The organism is Streptomyces formicae, assembly GCF_002556545.1.
Lineage (GTDB): Bacteria > Actinomycetota > Actinomycetes > Streptomycetales > Streptomycetaceae > Streptomyces > Streptomyces formicae_A.
In genome coordinates this window covers 2,464,911-2,484,731 of record NZ_CP022685.1, presented here as the reverse complement: position 1 = coordinate 2,484,731, position 19,821 = coordinate 2,464,911, and the positions used below count along the sequence as shown (strand labels likewise).

Here is a 19,821-nt window from a genome sequence, read left to right as displayed (position 1 = left end):
AGTGACGGACCGCCAACCCCCGCGGCGCAAGGTGCCGGGGCCCGCGAGGCCCGCGCGTCCCGGTGCCCCGCGGCGCCCGGGACAGGGCGGCTCCCGCCCCGCCGCGCGCCGCCCCGCCTCCGCCAAGGCCCGCACCATCCGCCTGGGCAGCCCGAGGCCCCGCCTGCGCATGGTCAGCCTCGGCCTGACACTGGTGATGCTGGCCTTCGTCGTACGGCTGCTCCAGGTGCAGGCGGTGGACGCGAACGCGTACGCGGCCAAGGCCGAGAAGAACCGCTACTTCACGCACACCCTGGCCGCCGAGCGCGGCCGCATCACCGACCGCGGCGGCGTCGAACTGGCCGCCAGCGTCGACGCGTACGACATCACGGCCGACCCCACGCTGTTCACGCCGAAGGAGATGAAGGTCGAGGACGCGCCCGAACAGGCGGCCGCGCTCCTCGCCCCCATCCTCGGCAAGGACGCCGCCGAGATCACCAAGAAACTGAAGACCCCCGACACGCGCTACGTGCTGCTCGCCCGCCGCCAGACCCCCCAGGTCTGGAAGCAGATCAAGGACCTGCGCGGCGCGCTCGCCGAGAAGGCGGGCACCGACCCGAAGTCGCCGAACGTGCTGGCAGGCGTCCTCGCCGACCCGAGCAGCAAGCGGGTCTACCCCAACCACGACCTGGCCGCCGGGATACTGGGCTGGGTCAACGCCGACGGCAAGGGCGCGGGCGGCCTGGAGCAGCAGCTCAACAAGCAGCTCGCGGGCGAGGATGGCAAGATCAAGTACGCGCAGTCGGGCGGCCGTCAGGTGCCGACGGCGGGCAGCACGGAGACGCCCGCGGTGCCCGGCTCCGACGTCGAGCTCACCATCGACCGCGACATCCAGTGGGCCGCGCAGGACGCCATCACCGAGCAGGTGAAGAAGTCCAAGGCCGACCGCGGCTACGTGATGGTCCAGGACACCAGGACCGGCGAGGTGCTCGCGATGGCGAACGCCCCCGGCTTCGACCCGAACGACCTCTCGCAGGCCAACGGCGCGGCCCTGGGCAACGCGGCCCTCCAGGACGCGTACGAGCCGGGCTCCACCTCCAAGGTGATGTCGATGGCCGCCGTCCTCGAGGAGAACGCGGCCACGCCCGGCACCCACGTCACCGTGCCCAACCGGCTGCACCGCGGCGACCGCCTGTTCCAGGACGACATCGACCACCCCACCTGGCACCTGACGCTCAACGGAGTGCTCGCCAAGTCCAGCAACATCGGCACCATCCTCGCCACCGGCGAGATGGGCAAGTCGCAGCGGGAGTCCAACGAGATCCTCTACTCCTACCTGCGCAAGTTCGGCATCGGCAAGGAGACGGGGCTCGACTTCCCCGGCGAGACCCCCGGCATCCTCGCGCCGCCCCAGAAGTGGTCCACCTCGCAGCAGTTCACGATCCCCTTCGGCCAGGGCCTGTCGATCAACGCCATGCAGGCGACCTCGGTCTACCAGACCATCGCCAACGGAGGCGTCCGCATCGAGCCCACGCTCGTGCGCGGCACCAAGGGCCCCGACGGCCGCTTCACGCCCGCGCCCAAGCCGAAGAAGACCCGGATCGTGAGCGACAAGACCGCGCGCACGGTCTCCAAGATGCTGGAGTCCGTCGTCGACGACGTGGAGGGCACCGGAAACTCCGCCCGGATCCCCGGCTACCGCGTCGCGGGCAAGACGGGTACGGCCAACCGGGTCGATCCGGAGACCGGCCGCTACAAGGGCTACACCTCGTCGTTCGCGGGCTTCGCGCCCGCCGACAAGCCGCGCATCACCGTCTACTGCGCCATCCAGAACTCCACCAAGGGCAGCTACTTCGGCGGCGAGATCTGCGGCCCCATCTACAAGAAGGTCATGCAGTTCTCCCTGAAGACCCTCCAGGAGCCCCCCACAGGAAAGGGCCCGGCCCGTCTCCCCGTCACCTTCAAACCCGGTGACTGACCAGGAACCGCTCGTGACAACGATCACCCCTGACCCGGGGAACCGCCCCCCGCCACACCGCCCGCTTCGCTCTGAAGCGGGTGCGCCCGGTACGCTCACCGCCGTGCCACACGCTGATCAGTCCCAAACCACCCAGAAGGGCGTTCCCGTGACATATCCGGGGCCGCCGCGGCCGGTCCAGGTCTCCCCGACCTCACTGACGGAGCTCGGGAGCCAGCTGGGCGTCGCCGTCGAGGGCGACGCGGAGATCACCGGCATCACGCACGACTCCCGCGCGGTGCGCCCCGGCGACATCTACGCCGCGCTGCCCGGCGCGCGGATGCACGGCGCCGACTTCGTCGCCCAGGCCGCCGACCTCGGTGCGGGAGCGATCCTCACCGACCCGACCGGCGCCGAGCGCGCCGCGGTGACCGGCCTGCCGGTGCTCGTCGTCGACGACCCGCGCGGCCGCATGGGCGAGCTCGCGGCGACGGTCTACGGCCACCCCGGCCGCGACCTCCTCCAGATCGGCATCACGGGAACGTCGGGCAAGACCACGACGGCGTACCTCGTCGAGGGCGGGCTCAAGGGCCTGCGCGCGACCGGTCTCATCGGTACGGTCGAGATGCGCATCGGCGAGGAGCGCATCAAGTCGGAGCGCACCACCCCCGAAGCCACCGATCTGCAGGCGCTGTTCGCGGTGATGCGCGAGCGCGGCGTCGAGGCGGTCGCCATGGAGGTCTCCAGCCACGCCCTGGTGCTCGGGCGGGTGGACGGCTGCGTCTTCGACGTCGCCGTCTTCAACAACCTGAGCCCGGAGCACATGGAGTTCCACTCCGGCATGGAGGACTACTTCCAGGCCAAGGCGCAGCTGTTCACCCGGCGGCGCTCCCGGGTCGGCGTGGTCAACTTCGACGACGAGTACGGCCGCAGGCTCATCACCGAGTCCGAGGTCCCCGTCACCACGTTCTCCGCGGAGGGCCACCCGGACGCCGACTGGCGCGCCGAGGACGTCGAGGTCGGGCCGCTCGACTCGACGTTCGTCGCGGTCGGCCCCAAGGGCGAGCGGATCACCGCCAAGTCGCCGCTCGCGGGCCCCTTCAACGTCGCCAACACGCTCGCCGCGATCGTCTCGCTGGCCGTCGCGGGCATCGACCCGCAGCAGGCCGCCGACGGCGTCGCCGCGGTGCCCGGCGTGCCCGGCCGCCTGGAGCGCATCGACGCGGGCCAGCCCTACCTGGCCGTCGTCGACTACGCCCACAAGACGGACGCCGTCGAATCGGTCCTGCGCGCGCTGCGCAAGGTCACCGAGGGCAAGCTGCACATCGTGCTCGGCTGCGGCGGCGACCGGGACAAGACCAAGCGGATGCCGATGGGCGCGGCCGCGGCCCGCCTCTCCGACACCGCCGTACTGACCTCCGACAACCCCCGCGGTGAGGACCCCCTCGCGATCCTCGCCACGATGCTCGCGGGCGCCGCCGACGTGCCGGCCCACGAGCGCGCCGAGGTCGCCGTCTTCGAGGACCGTGCCGCGGCCATCCGCGCGGCCGTCGCCCACGCGGGACCGGGCGACACCGTCCTGGTCGCGGGCAAGGGCCACGAGCAGGGACAGGACATCGCCGGGGTGGTGCGTCCCTTCGACGACCGCCAGGTGCTTCGCGAAGCTATCCAGCAAACCCAGGGATGAAGTTGTGATCGCCCTCTCCCTCGCCGAGATCGCCACCGTCGTCGGCGGGCAGACGTACGACATACCGGATCCGGCCGTTTCGGTCACCGGACCCGTGGTCCGGGACTCCCGCGAGGTGGCGCCCGGCAGCCTCTTCGTCGCCTTCGTCGGCGAGCGCGTGGACGGCCACGACTACGCCGCGGACGTCGTCGCGGCGGGTGCCGTGGCCGTCCTGGCGTCGCGGCCCGTCGGGGTGCCCGCCATCGTCGTCGACGACGTGCAGGCGGCGCTCGGCGCCCTGGCGCGCCACGTGGTGGAGCGGCTCGGCGCGACCCTGGTGGCGCTCACCGGGTCCGTCGGCAAGACCAGTTCCAAGGACCTGCTCGCGCAGGTCCTGCGGCGCCACGCGCCCACGGTCTGGACGCCGGGCTCGCTCAACAACGAGATCGGCCTGCCGCTGACCGCGCTCAGCGCCACCGACGAGACGCGGTTCCTCGTCCTGGAGATGGGTGCGCGCGGAATCGGCCACATCCGGTACCTCACCGGCCTCACGCCGCCGAAGATCGGGCTCGTCCTGAACGTCGGCACGGCCCACATCGGCGAGTTCGGCGGCCGCGAGCAGATCGCGGAAGCGAAGGGCGAGCTGGTCGAGTCGCTGCCCGCGGACGGCGCCGCGGTCCTCAACGCGGACGATCCGCTGGTGCGCGCGATGGCGGCACGCACCAAGGCGCGCGTCGTGCTCTTCGGAGAGGCCGCCGACGCCGACGTACGAGCGGAGAATGTCCGTCTCACGGAGAATGGACAGCCCGCTTTCACGCTGCACACACCCTCCGGGTGCAGCGACGTGACCTTGCGGCTGTACGGTGAGCACCACGTGTCGAACGCGCTTGCCGCGGCCGCCGTCGCCCATGAGCTGGGCATGTCCGTGGACGAGATCGCCCTCGCGCTCTCCGAGGCGGGCACGCTGTCCCGCTGGCGGATGGAGGTCACCGAGCGCCCGGACGGCGTGACTATCGTCAACGACGCCTACAACGCGAACCCCGAGTCCATGCGAGCCGCCCTGCGCGCGCTCGTGGCCATGGGCAAGGGACGTCGTACGTGGGCGGTGCTCGGTCAGATGGCCGAGCTCGGGGACGAGGGGCTCGCCGAGCACGACGCGGTCGGACGCCTTGCCGTCCGGCTCAACGTGAGCAAGCTCGTGGCAGTCGGGGGCAGGGAAGCGTCCTGGCTCCAACTGGGCGCATACAACGAGGGTTCGTGGGGTGAGGAGTCGGTGCACGTGTCCGACGCACAGGCGGCGATCGGCCTGCTGCGCAGCGAGCTGCGCGCAGGAGACGTCGTGCTGGTGAAGGCGTCCAGATCGGTCGGCCTCGAGAAGGTCGCCGCGGCGCTGTTGGAGAACCACACCGAGGGCGAGGTCTCCGGCCGATGAGGCAGATCCTCTTCGCGGGTGTGATCGGGCTCTTCCTGACCCTGGTCGGCACTCCGCTGCTGATCAAGCTCCTGGCCCGCAAGGGCTATGGCCAGTTCATCCGGGACGACGGCCCGCGCGAGCACCACAGCAAGCGCGGTACGCCGACCATGGGTGGCATCGCCTTCATCCTCGCCACGCTCATCGCGTACTTCCTCACGAAGGTCATCACCGGCACGGAGACCACGCTCTCCGGCCTCCTGGTGCTCTTCCTGATGGCGGGCATGGGCCTCGTCGGCTTCCTCGACGACTACATCAAGATCGTCAAGCAGCGCTCGCTCGGTCTGCGCGCCAAGGCGAAGATGGCGGGCCAGCTGATCGTCGGCATCGGCTTCGCCGTGCTCGCGCTGAACTGGCCGGACAACCGCAACCAGACCCCGGCCTCCACCAAGCTGTCGTTCGTCACGGACTTCGGCTGGTCGATCGGCCCGGTCCTGTTCGTGGTCTGGGCGCTGTTCATGATCCTCGCGATGTCGAACGGCGTGAACCTCACCGACGGCCTCGACGGACTCGCCACCGGCGCCTCCGTGATGGTCTTCGGCGCCTACACCTTCATCGGTGTCTGGCAGTACCAGGAGTCCTGCGCCAACGCGAACACGCTGACGAACCCGCAGGCCTGCTTCGAGGTCAGAGACCCGCTCGACCTCGCGGTCGTGGCCTCCGCGCTCATGGGCGCCTGCTTCGGCTTCCTGTGGTGGAACACCTCGCCCGCCAAGATCTTCATGGGCGACACCGGTTCGCTCGCCCTGGGCGGCGCGCTCGCGGGTCTCGCGATCTGCTCCCGCACCGAGCTGCTCCTCGCGCTGCTCGGCGGCCTCTTCGTCCTGATCACCATGTCGGTGGTCATCCAGGTCGGCTCGTTCCGCCTCACCGGGAAGCGCGTCTTCCGCATGGCGCCACTCCAGCACCACTTCGAACTGAAGGGGTGGTCCGAAGTCCTTGTGGTGGTCCGCTTCTGGATCATCCAGGGCATGTGCGTGATCGTCGGCCTGGGACTCTTCTACGCGGGATGGGCAGCCGAAAAGTGACCACTGGGTCCGAGTGGCAGGGCAAGAACGTCACCGTCGCCGGTCTCGGTGTGAGCGGCATCAGCGCCGCCCGCGCCCTGGCCGGCCTCGGCGCGTCGGTGACCGTCGTGGACGGCGGCTCCGGAGAGGCGCATCAAGAACGCGCCGCCTCTCTTGAGAGCGAGGGCGTTTCCGTACGCCTGGGGGACGCGGACACGCTTCCCGAGGGCACCGACCTGGTGGTCACCTCACCCGGCTGGAAGCCGTCGTCACCGCTCTTCGCGGCGGCCGCCGCGGCGGGCGTGGACGTGGTCGGCGACGTCGAGATCGCCTGGCGCCTGCGCGGCCCCGACGCGGCCCCCTGGCTCGCCGTCACGGGCACCAACGGCAAGACCACCACGACGCGGATGCTCGCCTCGATCCTCGAAGCCGCGGGCCTGCGGACGGCCGCCGTCGGCAACATCGGTACGCCGATCGTCGACGTCGTCCTCTCCGAAGAGCCCTACGACGTCCTCGCCGTCGAGCTCTCCTCGTACCAGCTGCACTGGGCGCCCTCGCTGCGCGCCCACTCCGCGGCCGTCCTGAACCTGGCGCCCGACCACCTCGACTGGCACGGCTCCATGGAGGCGTACGCCGCCGACAAGGGCCGCGTCTACGAGGGCAACCAGATCGCCTGCGTCTACAACGTGGCCGACAAGGTCACCGAGGACCTGGTCCGCGAGGCCGACGTCGAAGAGGGCTGCCGCGCCATCGGTTTCACGCTGAACGCGCCCGCGCCCTCGCAACTGGGGGTCGTGGACGGCATCCTGGTCGACCGTGCCTTCGTGCCGGACCGCCAGAAGCAGGCCCAGGAGCTCGCCGAGATCTCCGACGTCCAGCCGCCCGCGCCGCACAACATCGCCAACGCGCTGGCCGCCGCCGCCCTCGCGCGCGCCTTCGGCGTGCAGGCCACGGCCGTACGCGACGGGCTGCGCGCCTTCCGTCCCGACGCGCACCGCATCGAGCACGTCGCCGACGTGGCCGGTGTCGCCTACGTCGACGACTCCAAGGCGACCAACACCCACGCCGCGGAAGCCTCGTTGGCGGCCTACGAGTCGATCGTCTGGATCGCGGGCGGGCTCGCCAAGGGCGCCACCTTCGACGAGCTCGTCACCAAGTCCGCCGAGCGGCTGCGCGGCGTCGTCCTGATCGGTGCCGACCGCGAGCTGATCAGGGAAGCCCTCGCGCGACACGCGCCCGAGGTCCCGGTCGTCGACCTCGACCGCACCGACACTGGTGCGATGTCCGAGGCGGTGCGCCGGGCGGCAGAGCTGGCCCGGCCGGGGGACACCGTTCTGATGGCCCCGGCCTGCGCCTCCATGGACATGTTCACCAACTACAACAAGCGTGGTGAAGCGTTCGCGGACGCCGTCCGCGAACTCGGCTCCACGAGCGCCTGACCGGGCTTTCTGCCCGGCGGGCGCCGGGCACACCCTTGGGAGGGGAACGTGGCCAGGTCTTCCGTGCGGGTCGCCAAACGACCGGCTCCGGTACGCGCCAGAGGAGCCTCCCACCCTCCGGGCGACCGGGGGCCCCGGCGGCTCTACGACCGGGTCCGCAAGGCCTGGGACCGGCCGCTGACGGCGTACTACCTCATCCTGGGCAGCAGCCTGCTGATCACCGTGCTCGGCCTGGTGATGGTCTACTCGGCCTCGATGATCCAGGCGCTGCAGCTGAACCTGCCCGCGTCGTACTTCTTCCGCAAGCAGTTCGTCGCCGCCGTGCTCGGCGCGATCCTGCTGCTCGCCGCGATGCGGATGCCCATCAAGCTGCACCGGGCGCTCGCCTATCCGATGCTCGCGGTCACCGTCTTCCTGATGGTCCTCGTGCAGATCCCGGGGATAGGGCGCAGCGTCAACGGCAACCAGAACTGGATCTACCTGGGCGGGCCCTTCCAGCTCCAGCCCAGTGAGTTCGGCAAGCTCGCCCTCGTCCTGTGGGGCGCGGACCTGCTCGCGCGTAAACACGACAAGCGCCTGTTGACCCAGTGGAAACACATGCTGGTGCCGCTCGTCCCCGTCGCCTTCATGCTGCTCGGGCTCATCATGCTCGGCGGCGACATGGGTACGGCGATCATCCTCACGGCGATCCTCTTCGGCCTGCTCTGGCTGGCGGGCGCGCCCACACGGCTGTTCGCCGGCGTGCTCGGCATCGCGGGTCTGCTCGGTGTGATCCTCATCAAGACGAGCCCCAACCGCATGGCCAGGCTCGCCTGCATCGGCGCCACGGAGCCGGGCCCCGGCGACCAGTGCTGGCAGGCCGTGCACGGCATCTACGCCCTGGCCTCCGGCGGATTCTTCGGTTCCGGACTCGGCGCGAGTGTGGAAAAATGGGGTCAACTGCCGGAACCGCACACCGACTTCATCTTCGCCATCACCGGGGAGGAACTCGGCCTGGCGGGGACACTGTCGGTGCTCGCCCTGTTCGCGGCTCTAGGCTATGCGGGTATCCGCGTGGCCGGACGCACGGAGGACCCCTTCGTGAGGTATGCCGCGGGAGGCGTGACCACCTGGATCACGGCCCAGGCCGTGATCAACGTCGGTGCGGTGCTCGGTCTGCTGCCGATCGCCGGTGTCCCGCTCCCGCTGTTCTCCTACGGGGGTTCGGCCCTGCTGCCGACCATGTTCGCCGTCGGGCTCCTCATCGCTTTCGCGCGATCGGACCCCGCAGCGAAGGCGGCCCTTGCCATGCGGCAACCTCGGGTGAGATGGAACACGATGCGACGGCGCGTCAAGGCGCGTTCGTCCGGAGAGCGGTGAATTTCGGTGCATGTCGTACTCGCCGGTGGGGGGACCGCCGGCCACATCGAGCCCGCGCTCGCCCTCGCGGACGCCCTGCGGAGGCAGGACCCGACCGTGGGCATCACGGCCCTGGGCACGGAGCGTGGACTCGAGACCCGGCTCGTACCCGAGCGGGGCTACGAACTCGCGCTGATCCCGGCCGTACCCCTGCCGCGTAAGCCCACCCCTGAGCTGATCACCGTCCCGGGACGGCTGCGCGGCACCATCAAGGCGGCCGAGCAGATCCTGGAGCGCACCAAGGCGGACTGCGTGGTCGGCTTCGGCGGCTACGTCGCGCTGCCCGGCTACCTGGCCGCCAAGCGGACCGGGACGCCGATCGTCGTGCACGAGGCCAACGCGCGCCCCGGGCTCGCCAACAAGATCGGTTCGCGGTACGCGTCCGGGGTGGCCGTCGCCACCCCCGACAGCAAGCTGCGCAACTCCCGCTACATCGGCATCCCGTTGCGGCACACCATCGCCACCCTCGACCGGGCCAGGGTCCGCCCGGAGGCGCGCGCCGCCTTCGGCCTCGACCCCAACCTGCCGACCCTGCTCGTCTCCGGCGGTTCGCAGGGCGCGCGGCGGCTCAACGAGGTCGTCCAGCAGGTCGCTCCCGTGCTCCAGCGCGCGGGCATCCAGATCCTGCACGCGGTCGGTCCGAAGAACGAATTGCCGCAGGTGCAGCAGATGCCGGGGATGCCCCCTTACATCCCGGTACCGTACGTGGACCGGATGGACCTCGCGTACGCCGCTGCCGACATGATGCTCTGCCGCGCGGGCGCGATGACCGTGGCCGAACTCTCCGCCGTCGGGCTCCCCGCCGCCTACGTCCCGCTGCCGATCGGCAACGGCGAACAGCGGCTCAACGCCCAGCCGGTGGTCAAGGCGGGCGGCGGACTGCTGGTCGACGACGCGGAACTGACGCCCGAATGGGTCCAGGGCAACGTCCTGCCCGTGCTCGCCGATCCGCATCGGCTGTACGAGATGTCCCGCGCCGCCTCGGAGTTCGGCCGCAGGGACGCCGACGAGCTGCTCGTCGGCATGGTGTACGAGGCGATTGCGTCACGCCGTAACGCGTGAGAAGGCAGGGGACCGTGGCCGGACCGACCACCGCCGAACGGCAGCAGAAGAAGTCCGGCCCGCCCCGCCCGCCGCGCGTCCGGAGGATGCGCGTGCCGCGCACGCGCCTCCTGATCGTGGCCCTGGTGCTCGCCCTCCTCCTCACCGGGGGCGGCGTCTGGGTGCTGTACGGCTCCCAGTGGCTGCGTCTGGAGCGCGTGACCATCTCCGGCACCCGGGTGCTGACCCCGGAAGAGGTCCGCGAGGCGGCGGACGCCCCCGTGGGGGACCCACTGATTTCGGTCGATACGGACGCCCTTGAGGGCCGGCTGCGCTCGAAATTGCCCCGAATTGACTCGGTTGACGTCGTGCGGTCCTGGCCGCACGGAATCGGCCTCAAAGTGACGGAACGTAAGCCGGTTCTCCTCATCGAAAAGGGCGGAAAGTTCGTCGAAGTGGACGCCAAGGGAGTGCGATTCGACACGGTCGAGCGCGCGCCGAAGGGCGTACCGCATCTCGAATTGACGCCGGATCACGAGAACGGCGCGGCCAGCCTGCGCAGGTTCGGCCCCGACCGGCTGCTGCGCGAGGCCGTGCGGGTCGCCGGTGACCTGCCCGAAGCGGTGGCCAAGGACACTCGGAACGTCAAGGTCCGTTCGTACGACTCCATCTCGCTGGAGTTGAGCGGCGGGCGTGACGTCGCGTGGGGCAGTGGCGAGAAGGGGCGGGCGAAAGCCTCCGCTCTCCTCGCCCTGATGAAAACGACGCCCAAGGCACGGCACTTCGACGTGAGCGTCCCCACCGCCCCGGCCTCGTCGGGGAGTTGACGTGCATCACCGCAGGCCAGCACCCTGGTTCGGCATCGCTATGGCTGATCACATAGGGTGAAAAGAAAAACGGGAGGTTCGGCGTGTTCGTTGAACGTGCGCCACTTGTCGACTTAGTGTCCTGTTCGGAAGAGTCCAGGGAACAGACACACTGGTAACCCTAAACTTCAGCGTTAGGGTTCGGGTCGGCGTTCGGACCGTCCCATTCGGCATCAGTCGCCGCCTCGCATCGATGCGAAACGGCGACACGTAACTCGAGGCGAGAGGCCTTCGACGTGGCAGCACCGCAGAACTACCTCGCAGTCATCAAAGTCATCGGTGTCGGCGGCGGTGGTGTCAATGCCATCAACCGGATGATCGAGGTCGGTCTCAAGGGCGTCGAGTTCATCGCCATCAACACCGACGCGCAAGCCCTGTTGATGAGCGACGCCGACGTCAAGCTCGACGTCGGCCGTGAACTCACCCGCGGCCTCGGCGCCGGCGCCAACCCGGCCGTCGGCCGCAAGGCCGCAGAGGACCACCGCGAGGAGATCGAGGAGGTCCTCAAGGGGGCCGACATGGTCTTCGTCACCGCCGGCGAAGGCGGCGGCACCGGCACGGGCGGCGCCCCCGTCGTCGCCAACATCGCGCGCTCGCTGGGCGCCCTCACCATCGGTGTGGTCACCCGGCCGTTCACCTTCGAGGGCCGGCGCCGCGCCAACCAGGCCGAGGACGGCATCGCGGAGCTGCGCGAAGAGGTCGACACCCTCATCGTCATCCCCAACGACCGGCTCCTGTCCATCTCGGACCGCCAGGTATCCGTCCTCGACGCCTTCAAGTCGGCGGACCAGGTCCTGCTCTCCGGTGTGCAGGGCATCACCGACCTCATCACCACGCCCGGCCTGATCAACCTCGACTTCGCCGACGTCAAGTCGGTCATGTCCGAGGCCGGTTCGGCGCTCATGGGCATCGGCTCGGCCCGCGGCGACGACCGCGCGGTGGCCGCCGCGGAGATGGCGATCTCCTCGCCGCTCCTCGAAGCGTCCATCGACGGAGCGCGCGGCGTGCTGCTCTCCATCTCCGGCGGCTCCGACCTCGGTCTGTTCGAGATCAACGAGGCGGCCCAGCTGGTCAGCGAGGCCGCACACCCCGAGGCCAACATCATCTTCGGTGCCGTCATCGACGACGCCCTGGGTGACGAGGTCAGGGTCACCGTCATCGCGGCCGGCTTCGACGGCGGACAGCCACCGTCCAAGCGGGACACCGTCCTTGGCTCGGCGTCCGCCAAGCGCGAGGAACCGGCACCGGCCTCCCGGCCCGCCGAATCCTCCCGCCCGGCCTTCGGCGGCCTCGGCAGCGTCACGCCGCGCGAGGAGCCCGCGACCCCGGAGCCCGCGGAAGCGGCCCCGGCGGGCGAGGCCCCGTCCGCGCCCGCGACGCCGCCGCAGGTTCCGCCGGCCCGTCCCTACCAGGACAGCCAGGCCGAAGAGCTGGACGTGCCGGACTTCTTGAAGTGATAAGCAAGCACAGCACCGAGAGCGGCGCGCACTTCGCCTTCACCGACAGGTGGGGCGGAGTGAGCGCCGTTCCGTACGAGGAGCTCAATCTCGGCGGGGCGGTGGGCGACGACGCCGAGGCCGTGCTCACCAACCGCGCTCTTGCCGCCAAGTCGCTGGGCATCGACCCGACCAGGACGGTCTGGATGCGCCAGGTGCACGGCCGCGACGTCGCCGTGGTCGACGGGCCCTGGGGATCCGACACCGAAACCCCCGCCGTCGACGCGGTGGTGACCGCCCGTAGGGGGCTCGCCCTCGCCGTCCTCACCGCCGACTGCACGCCCGTCCTGCTCGCCGATCCGGTCGCCAAGGTCGCGGCCGCGGCACACGCCGGGCGCCCCGGCATGGTGGCGGGCGTCGTGCCCGCAGCCGTCGAGGCCATGGTGGAACTCGGCGCGGACCCGGCCCGCATCGTCGCCCGGACGGGACCCGCCGTCTGCGGGCGCTGTTACGAAGTGCCGGACGCGATGCGCGCCGACGTGGCCGCCGTCGAGCCCGCGGCGTACGCCGAAACGAGCTGGGGTACGCCCGCGGTCGACGTGACGGCGGGCGTGCACGCGCAGCTCGAAAGGATCGGCGTGCGCGACCGGGAGCAGTCGCCGGTGTGCACGCTGGAATCCGGAGACCACTTCTCGTACCGCCGCGACCGCACCACCGGTCGTCTCGCGGGCTATGTCTGGCTGGACTGATAAGGCATGACGGACCGAAAGTCTGAACTCGCGGCCAATCTGGCGGCGGTCGAGGAGCGCATCGCCGCGGCGTGCGCGGCGGCCGGGCGCAAGCGGGAAGAAGTGACCCTGATCGTGGTCACGAAGACCTACCCCGCGAGCGATGTGCGGATCCTGTCGGAACTCGGTGTGCGTCACGTCGCGGAGAACCGCGACCAGGACGCGGCGCCGAAGGCCGCGGAATGCGCCGATCTTCCCCTTACCTGGCACTTCGTCGGTCAACTCCAGACCAACAAGGTGCGTTCCGTGGTCGGTTATGCCGATGTGGTGCAGTCTGTGGACCGTCCCAAGCTCGTCACAGCTTTGTCGAAGGAAGCGGTCCGCGCGGAGCGCGAGCTCGGCTGCCTGATCCAGGTCGCGCTCGACGCCGAGGAGAACGGCCGGGGCGAGCGCGGGGGCGTAGGACCCGGCGGAATCGAAGAGTTGGCCGATCTCGTGGCCGGGGCACCGGGGCTGCGGATCGATGGTCTGATGACCGTCGCACCGCTCACCGGACCGTACGCGGGACGGCAACAGGCGGCGTTCGAGCGGTTGATGGAATTCGCAACCCTCATGCGCGCGGCTCATCCTGCTGCGAACATGGTGTCGGCAGGGATGAGTGCGGACCTCGAACAGGCCGTTGCGGCCGGGGCGACACATGTGCGCGTCGGTACGGCGGTACTCGGAGTCCGACCCGGGCTCGGGTAACGTCGCCAAGAAGTCGGACCACAGCAGAAAATATGGTCATTCTCGCTGTTGGGCGGGGATACCTCGTGGATCGCGGGCAGTTGGTGACGACAGCCGATCCACCACAGAGCGGAGGACTCAGAGCATGGCCGGCGCGATGCGCAAGATGGCGGTCTACCTCGGCCTCGTGGAGGACGATGGGTACGACGGTCCGGGGTTCGACCCCGATGACGAGTTCGAACCCGAGCCGGAGCCCGAGCGGGAGCGCAGGCGGCACGAACCGCCACATCAGGCGCACCAGTCCCATCAGTCCCAACGGGACGAATCGGTACGAGTGGTGCAGCCGCCCGCCCAGCGCGAACCGGCCGCCCATTCCGCCTCGCTGGCCGCGGAATCGGGACGTCCGGCACGAATCGCCCCCGTGGCATCAATCACACCTGAACGCCAGAGCCTGGAGAAGAACGCACCGGTGATCATGCCCAAGGTCGTGTCCGAGCGGGAGCCCTACCGCATCACCACATTGCACCCGCGGACCTACAACGAGGCCCGTACCATCGGGGAACACTTCCGTGAGGGCACTCCGGTGATCATGAATCTGACGGAGATGGACGACACGGACGCGAAGCGACTTGTCGACTTTGCCGCCGGTCTGGTCTTCGGTCTGCATGGCAGCATTGAGCGAGTGACGCAGAAGGTGTTCCTGTTGTCGCCTGCTAACGTCGATGTAACGGCGGAGGACAAGGCTCGCATCGCAGAGGGCGGGTTCTTCAACCAGAGCTGAGACGCAAGTGACGCAGTAGCAGTACCGGATCGAGTAGCACAGAAGCATGGGGAGAGGGAAGCGCGAAGATGGGCGTTGTTGGACAGGTGCTCTACATCGCGTTGATGTGTTTCCTCATCGTGCTGATCTTCCGGTTGGTCATGGACTACGTCTTCCAGTTCGCCCGCTCATGGCAACCCGGCAAGGCGATGGTGGTCGTTCTGGAGGCCACCTACACTGTCACTGATCCACCGCTCAAGCTTCTGCGGCGGTTCATTCCGCCGCTGCGTCTCGGGGGCGTGGCGCTCGACCTGTCCTTCTTCGTATTGATGATCATCGTCTACATCCTGATCACCATTGTGAGGTCGGTGTTGGTGTGAACGATACGGTCTTGCCGAATGCCGACGACTACGTTGAGGTGAAGAGATGCCGTTGACCCCCGAGGACGTGCGGAACAAGCAGTTCACGACCGTCCGCCTCCGAGAAGGCTATGACGAGGACGAGGTCGATGCCTTCCTCGATGAGGTCGAAGCCGAACTGACCCGCCTGCTCCGCGAGAACGAGGACCTGCGCGCCAAGCTGGCCGCGGCCACCCGTGCCGCCGCGCAGAACCAGCAGCAGGGCGGAATGCGCAAGGGCCCCGACGGGCCCCAGGACCAGCGTGGTCCCGGCGCCCCCGTGCCTGCCGCAATATCGGGTCCGCAGCCGGTCCCGCCGCAGCAGCAGCAGATGGGCGGCCCGATGGGCGGCCCGCCGCAGCTGCCGGGTGGTGCGCCGCAACTGCCCGCAGGCCCCAGTGGGCACGGCCCGCAGGGCGGTCCGCAGGGTCCCGGCCCGATGGGTCAGGGTCCGATGGGTCAGGGTTCGATGGGTGGCCCGATGGGCGGTCCCATGGGCGGCCATGGTCCGCAGATGCCGCAGCCCGGTCAGGGCCCCGGTGGCGACAGCGCCGCCCGTGTCCTCTCCCTCGCGCAGCAGACCGCTGACCAGGCGATCGCGGAGGCCCGTTCCGAGGCCAACAAGATCGTCGGCGAGGCCCGTTCGCGCGCCGAGGGCCTCGAGCGTGACGCCCGTGCCAAGGCCGACGCCCTGGAGCGGGACGCGCAGGAGAAGCACCGCGTCGCGATGGGCTCCCTGGAGTCCGCCCGCGCCACGCTGGAGCGCAAGGTCGAGGACCTGCGCGGCTTCGAGCGCGAGTACCGCACGCGTCTGAAGTCCTACCTGGAGTCGCAGCTGCGTCAGCTGGAGACCCAGGCCGACGACTCGCTGGCCCCGCCGCGCACTCCGGCCACCGCCTCGCTGCCGCCGTCCCCGGCGCCTTCGATGGCTCCGGCCGGCGCGGGTGCCCCGTCCTACGGCGGCAACCAGTCGATGGGCGGCAACAACCAGCCCACCGGTGGTCCGTCCTACGGCGGCCAGCAGCAGATGTCCCCGGCGATGACCCAGCCGATGGCACCGGTGCGGCCGCAGGGCCCGGCTCCGATGCAGCAGGCTCCGTCGCCGATGCGTGGCTTCCTCATCGACGAGGACGACAACTGACGGGCGATACCACGCCGTAGGCGTCGGCAGCGTTCAGGGCCGGGCCCCCAGATCTTCTGGGGGCCCGGCCCTTTTGTGTCCCCTTCTCCGGCCGGGGCGCTGGTGCAGAAACGTTCATCTGTGCGTGGGTACGCAACGCCGAAGGCCCGGTCCCGCCAAGATCTTTGGCGGGACCGGGCCTTCGTACGGCTATGCGTACCTCTACGCCTTGCGGAGGCGGAACGTCAGCTTCAGGGAGTCGTCGGTGAACGGCTGCCCGAAGGTGTCGTCCGCCTCGCCCTGAGCGAAGTCCGTGGCGAGGACCTCGTCCGAGATGAGCTCGGAGTGGTCGGACAGGGCGGTGATGACCGCCGGGTCCGTGGCGGTCCAGCGCAGGGCGATCCGGTCCGCCACGTCCAGGCCGCTGTTCTTGCGGGCCTCCTGGATCAGGCGGATCGCGTCACGGGCGAGACCGGCGAGCCGCAGCTCCTCGGTGATCTCCAGGTCGAGCGCGACCGTGGCACCGGAGTCGGACGCCACCGACCAGCCCTCGCGCGGGGTCTCCGTGATGATGACCTCGTCCGGGGCCAGCGTGACCTTCTCGCCGTCGACCTCGACGGACGCCGTGCCCTCGCGCAGCGCCAGGGAGAGCGCGGCCGCGTCGGCCTCGGCGACGGCCTTGGCGACCGCCTGGACGCCCTTGCCGAAACGCTTGCCCAGGGCGCGGAAGTTCGCCTTGGCGGTCGTGTCGACCAGGGAACCGCCAACTTCGGAGAGCGACGCCAGCGAGGAGACATTGAGCTCCTCGGTGATCTGGGCGTGCAGCTCCGGGTTGAGCGTGTCGAAGCCGGACGCCGCGACCAGAGCGCGCGACAGCGGCTGGCGCGTCTTGACGCCCGACTCCGCGCGCGTGGCCCGGCCGAGCTCGACCAGACGGCGGACGAGCACCATCTCCTTGGACAGTTGCGGGTCGATGGCGGAGAGGTCCGCCTCCGGCCACGAGGCAAGGTGCACGGACTCCGGGGCGTCCGGGGTGACCGGCACGATCAGGTCCTGCCAGACGCGCTCGGCGATGAACGGCGTCAGCGGGGCCATCAGCTTCGTGATCGTCTCGACGACCTCGTGCAGGGTCCGCAGGGCCGCCTTGTCGCCCTGCCAGAAGCGGCGGCGGGAGCGGCGCACGTACCAGTTGGAGAGGTTGTCGACGAAGACCGACAGGAGCTTGCCCGCGCGCTGCGTGTCGTAGCTGTCCAGGGCCTGGGTGACCTGGTCGGTGAGGGCGTGCAGCTCGCTGAGGAGCCAGCGGTCCAGGAGCGGGCGCTCCGCGGGCGCCGGGTCGGCGTCACTGGGGGCCCACTTCGACGTACGGGCGTAGAGCGCCTGGAAGGCGACCGTGTTCCAGTACGTGAGGAGCGTCTTGCGGACGACCTCCTGGATGGTGCCGTGGCCCACGCGGCGTGCCGCCCACGGGGAGCCGCCCGCGGCCATGAACCAGCGCACCGCGTCGGCGCCGTGCTGGTCCATGAGCGGGATCGGGTCCAGGGTGTTGCCCAGGTGCTTGGACATCTTGCGGCCGTCCTCGGCGAGGATGTGGCCCAGGCAGACCACGTTCTCGTAGGACGACTCGTCGAAGACCAGGGTGCCCACGGCCATGAGCGTGTAGAACCAGCCGCGGGTCTGGTCGATGGCCTCCGAGATGAACTGCGCCGGGTAGCGGCTCTCGAAGAGCTCCTTGTTCTTGTACGGGTATCCCCACTGCGCGAACGGCATCGAGCCCGAGTCGTACCAGGCGTCGATGACCTCGGGGACGCGCGTGGCCGTCTCCTGGCAGGTCGGGCAGGGGAAGGTGACCGCGTCGATGAACGGGCGGTGCGGGTCGAGCTCGGACTGGTCGGTGCCCGTGAGGTCGCTGAGCTCGGCGCGCGAGCCGACGCAGGTGAGGTGGTCGTTCTCGCAGCGCCACAGGGGAAGCGGGGTGCCCCAGTAGCGGTTGCGGGAGAGCGCCCAGTCCACGTTGTTGTTCAGCCAGTCGCCGAAGCGGCCGTTCTTGACCGAGTCCGGGAACCAGTTGGTCTTCTCGTTCTCCTGGAGGAGACGGTCCTTGATCGCCGTGGTGCGGATGTACCAGGACGGCTGCGCGTAGTAGAGGAGCGCCGTGTGGCAGCGCCAGCAGTGCGGGTAGCTGTGCTCGTACGGGGTGTGCCGGAAGAGCAGGCCGCGGTCCTGGAGGTCCTCGGTCAGCTTTTCGTCCGCCTTCTTGAAGAAGACACCGCCGACGAGCGGTACGTCCTCTTCGAAGGTGCCGTCGGGGCGGACCGGGTTCACCACGGGGAGGCCGTACGCCCGGCAGACCTTGAGGTCGTCCTCACCGAAGGCGGGGGACTGGTGGACCAGACCCGTACCGTCCTCCGTCGTGACGTACTCCGCGTTGACCACGAAGTGCGCCGCAGCGGGGAACTCCACCAGCTCGAAGGGGCGTTGGTAGGTCCAGCGCTCCATCTCGGCACCGGTGAAGGACTCGCCGGTGGTCTTCCACTCCTCGCCGAGGGCCTTCTCCACGAGGGGCTGGGCGACGACGACCTTCTCCTCGCCGTTGGTCGCGACGACGTACGTGACGTCGGGGTGCGCGGCGACGGCGGTGTTGGAGACCAGGGTCCAGGGGGTCGTCGTCCAGACCAGGAGGGCGGCCTCGCCCGCGAGGGGCCCCGAGGTGAGCGGGAACCGGACGTAGACGGAGGGGTCGACGACCGTCTCGTAGCCCTGCGCCAGCTCGTGGTCCGAGAGGCCCGTGCCGCAACGGGGGCACCAGGGGGCGACGCGGTGGTCCTGGACCAGGAGGTCCTTGTTGAAGATCTCCTTCAGGGACCACCAGACCGAGTCGATGTACTCGGGGTTCATGGTGCGGTAGGCGCCGTCGAGGTCGGTCCAGTACCCCATGCGGGTCGTGAGCGCGGCGAAGGCGTCGGTGTGCCGGGTCACGGACTCGCGGCACTTGGCGTTGAACTCGGCGATGCCGTACGCCTCGATGTCCTTCTTGCCGTTGAACCCGAGCTCCTTCTCGACCGCGAGCTCCACCGGCAGGCCGTGGCAGTCCCAGCCGGCCTTGCGGGCCACGTGGTAGCCGCGCATGGTGCGGAAGCGGGGGAAGACGTCCTTGAAGACGCGGGCCTCGATGTGGTGGGCGCCCGGCATGCCGTTGGCGGTCGGCGGGCCCTCGTAGAACACCCACTCGGGGCGGCCCTCGGACTGCTCGAGGCTCTTGGCGAAGATCTGCTGCTCGCGCCAGAAGTCGAGCACGGCGTGCTCGAGGGCGGGCAGGTCGACCTGGGCGGGCACCTGGCGGTACTGCGTCATCGATCCTCCGGCGGATGTGCTGCCTTCCGTCGGAGGGACGAGAGTCGTCACGCCCTGTCAGGCGCGCTCCCGCGGTACCACCCTCCTTGGCTCTCCGGAACGGGGTCTGTGCCGGTGAGCCCCCTCATTGGGGTCGCGATACCGGGTCTACTCGCCTTCGCTGAGGGCGTCGGCTTTCTTCCGGCGGCTCCGGGGTGATCTTCACGTCGCGCTGGCCCCCGGGCTCACACCGTCCCCGGGTCGCTCATGGCTGCGTACGCCGCTACTCGTCCCCATCCACGCTTCTCGCTGTCGCCCAGTGTACGGCGCCCGGACGGGGGCGGCCGACCGGTTTTCCGGGAGCCCTCCGGGGCGCGGGTCCACGCGCGCCGAGTGACCCGAATGGCCAGACGCGGACGGAGCGGATCCGGACGTGCCCCGGCCTGCGGATTACCCGGCAGGGAGTTGGGCACAACGCATGCAGACTCGCCGCGCC

Annotated in this window: 15 protein-coding genes; 14 read left to right on the top strand and 1 reads right to left on the bottom strand. The window is 69.9% G+C overall.

Going from position 1 to position 19,821, the window contains the following annotated elements; all coding sequences use genetic code 11:
* The first annotated feature begins 1 nt into the window (after position 1).
* The 14 genes from KY5_RS10430 (at position 2) to KY5_RS10360 (ending at position 16,013) form a co-directional block, all read left to right on the top strand.
* Positions 2-1,957 carry a peptidoglycan D,D-transpeptidase FtsI family protein gene (locus tag KY5_RS10430; RefSeq protein ID WP_098241967.1) on the top strand — a complete coding sequence of 652 codons (1,956 nt, stop codon included), beginning with the start codon at positions 2-4 and terminating at the stop codon, positions 1,955-1,957.
* Between the two features lie 13 nt (positions 1,958-1,970).
* Positions 1,971-3,623, top strand: a complete 1,653-nt coding sequence (locus KY5_RS10425; RefSeq protein WP_098241966.1) for a UDP-N-acetylmuramoyl-L-alanyl-D-glutamate--2,6-diaminopimelate ligase — start codon at positions 1,971-1,973, stop codon at positions 3,621-3,623.
* Between the two features lie 4 nt (positions 3,624-3,627).
* Positions 3,628-5,034 carry a UDP-N-acetylmuramoyl-tripeptide--D-alanyl-D-alanine ligase gene (locus KY5_RS10420; protein ID WP_098241965.1) on the top strand — a complete coding sequence of 469 codons (1,407 nt, stop codon included), beginning with the start codon at positions 3,628-3,630 and terminating at the stop codon, positions 5,032-5,034.
* Complete coding sequence (gene mraY / locus KY5_RS10415; protein ID WP_098241964.1) at positions 5,031-6,101, top strand: phospho-N-acetylmuramoyl-pentapeptide-transferase; 1,071 nt, start codon at positions 5,031-5,033, stop codon at positions 6,099-6,101. The genes KY5_RS10420 and mraY overlap by 4 nt, the downstream gene beginning before the upstream one ends.
* Complete coding sequence (gene murD / locus KY5_RS10410) at positions 6,098-7,519, top strand: UDP-N-acetylmuramoyl-L-alanine--D-glutamate ligase (RefSeq protein ID WP_098241963.1); 1,422 nt, start codon at positions 6,098-6,100, stop codon at positions 7,517-7,519. The genes mraY and murD overlap by 4 nt, the downstream gene beginning before the upstream one ends.
* Positions 7,520-7,567: 48 nt before the next feature.
* On the top strand, positions 7,568-8,878 hold the full coding sequence (gene ftsW, locus KY5_RS10405; protein ID WP_098241962.1) for a putative lipid II flippase FtsW: 1,311 nt from the start codon (positions 7,568-7,570) through the stop codon (positions 8,876-8,878).
* A 6-nt stretch (positions 8,879-8,884) separates the two neighbouring features.
* On the top strand, positions 8,885-9,979 hold the full coding sequence (gene murG / locus KY5_RS10400; protein WP_098241961.1) for an undecaprenyldiphospho-muramoylpentapeptide beta-N-acetylglucosaminyltransferase: 1,095 nt from the start codon (positions 8,885-8,887) through the stop codon (positions 9,977-9,979).
* A 14-nt stretch (positions 9,980-9,993) separates the two neighbouring features.
* The gene (locus KY5_RS10395) at positions 9,994-10,785 is read left to right on the top strand and encodes a cell division protein FtsQ/DivIB (RefSeq protein ID WP_098241960.1); all 792 of its coding nucleotides are present in this window, start codon (positions 9,994-9,996) and stop codon (positions 10,783-10,785) included.
* 275 nt (positions 10,786-11,060) lie between these two features.
* Positions 11,061-12,281, top strand: coding sequence for a cell division protein FtsZ (gene ftsZ / locus KY5_RS10385; RefSeq protein ID WP_098241959.1), 1,221 nt, complete (start codon positions 11,061-11,063; stop codon positions 12,279-12,281).
* Positions 12,278-13,009, top strand: coding sequence for a peptidoglycan editing factor PgeF (gene pgeF / locus KY5_RS10380; RefSeq protein WP_098241958.1), 732 nt, complete (start codon positions 12,278-12,280; stop codon positions 13,007-13,009). Before ftsZ ends, pgeF begins: the two co-directional genes overlap by 4 nt.
* A 6-nt stretch (positions 13,010-13,015) precedes the next feature.
* On the top strand, positions 13,016-13,735 hold the full coding sequence (locus KY5_RS10375) for a YggS family pyridoxal phosphate-dependent enzyme (protein ID WP_098241957.1): 720 nt from the start codon (positions 13,016-13,018) through the stop codon (positions 13,733-13,735).
* Between the two features lie 124 nt (positions 13,736-13,859).
* Positions 13,860-14,495 (top strand): cell division protein SepF, encoded by a 636-nt coding sequence (locus tag KY5_RS10370; protein ID WP_098241956.1) that lies wholly within the window; start codon positions 13,860-13,862, stop codon positions 14,493-14,495.
* A 68-nt stretch (positions 14,496-14,563) separates the two neighbouring features.
* Positions 14,564-14,854, top strand: coding sequence for a YggT family protein (locus KY5_RS10365; RefSeq protein WP_055548024.1), 291 nt, complete (start codon positions 14,564-14,566; stop codon positions 14,852-14,854).
* A 46-nt stretch (positions 14,855-14,900) separates the two neighbouring features.
* The gene (locus tag KY5_RS10360; RefSeq protein ID WP_098241955.1) at positions 14,901-16,013 is read left to right on the top strand and encodes a DivIVA domain-containing protein; all 1,113 of its coding nucleotides are present in this window, start codon (positions 14,901-14,903) and stop codon (positions 16,011-16,013) included.
* A gap of 201 nt (positions 16,014-16,214) precedes the next feature.
* Here KY5_RS10360 and ileS read toward each other — a convergent pair whose 3' ends face one another.
* Entirely contained in the window at positions 16,215-19,346 is a 3,132-nt protein-coding gene (gene ileS / locus KY5_RS10355) for an isoleucine--tRNA ligase (protein ID WP_098241954.1), read from the bottom strand.
* Positions 19,347-19,821 lie beyond the last annotated feature (475 nt).

Bases quoted from the DNA above. Each gene is read 5' to 3' on its own strand.
- KY5_RS10360 (WP_098241955.1), top strand. From the start codon at position 14,901: ATGCCGTTGACCCCCGAGGACGTGCGGAACAAGCAGTTCACGACCGTC.
- ileS (WP_098241954.1), bottom strand. From the start codon at position 19,346: ATGACGCAGTACCGCCAGGTGCCCGCCCAGGTCGACCTGCCCGCCCTC.
- mraY (WP_098241964.1), top strand. From the start codon at position 5,031: ATGAGGCAGATCCTCTTCGCGGGTGTGATCGGGCTCTTCCTGACCCTG.
- KY5_RS10370 (WP_098241956.1), top strand. From the start codon at position 13,860: ATGGCCGGCGCGATGCGCAAGATGGCGGTCTACCTCGGCCTCGTGGAG.
- KY5_RS10365 (WP_055548024.1), top strand. From the start codon at position 14,564: ATGGGCGTTGTTGGACAGGTGCTCTACATCGCGTTGATGTGTTTCCTC.
- KY5_RS10375 (WP_098241957.1), top strand. From the start codon at position 13,016: ATGACGGACCGAAAGTCTGAACTCGCGGCCAATCTGGCGGCGGTCGAG.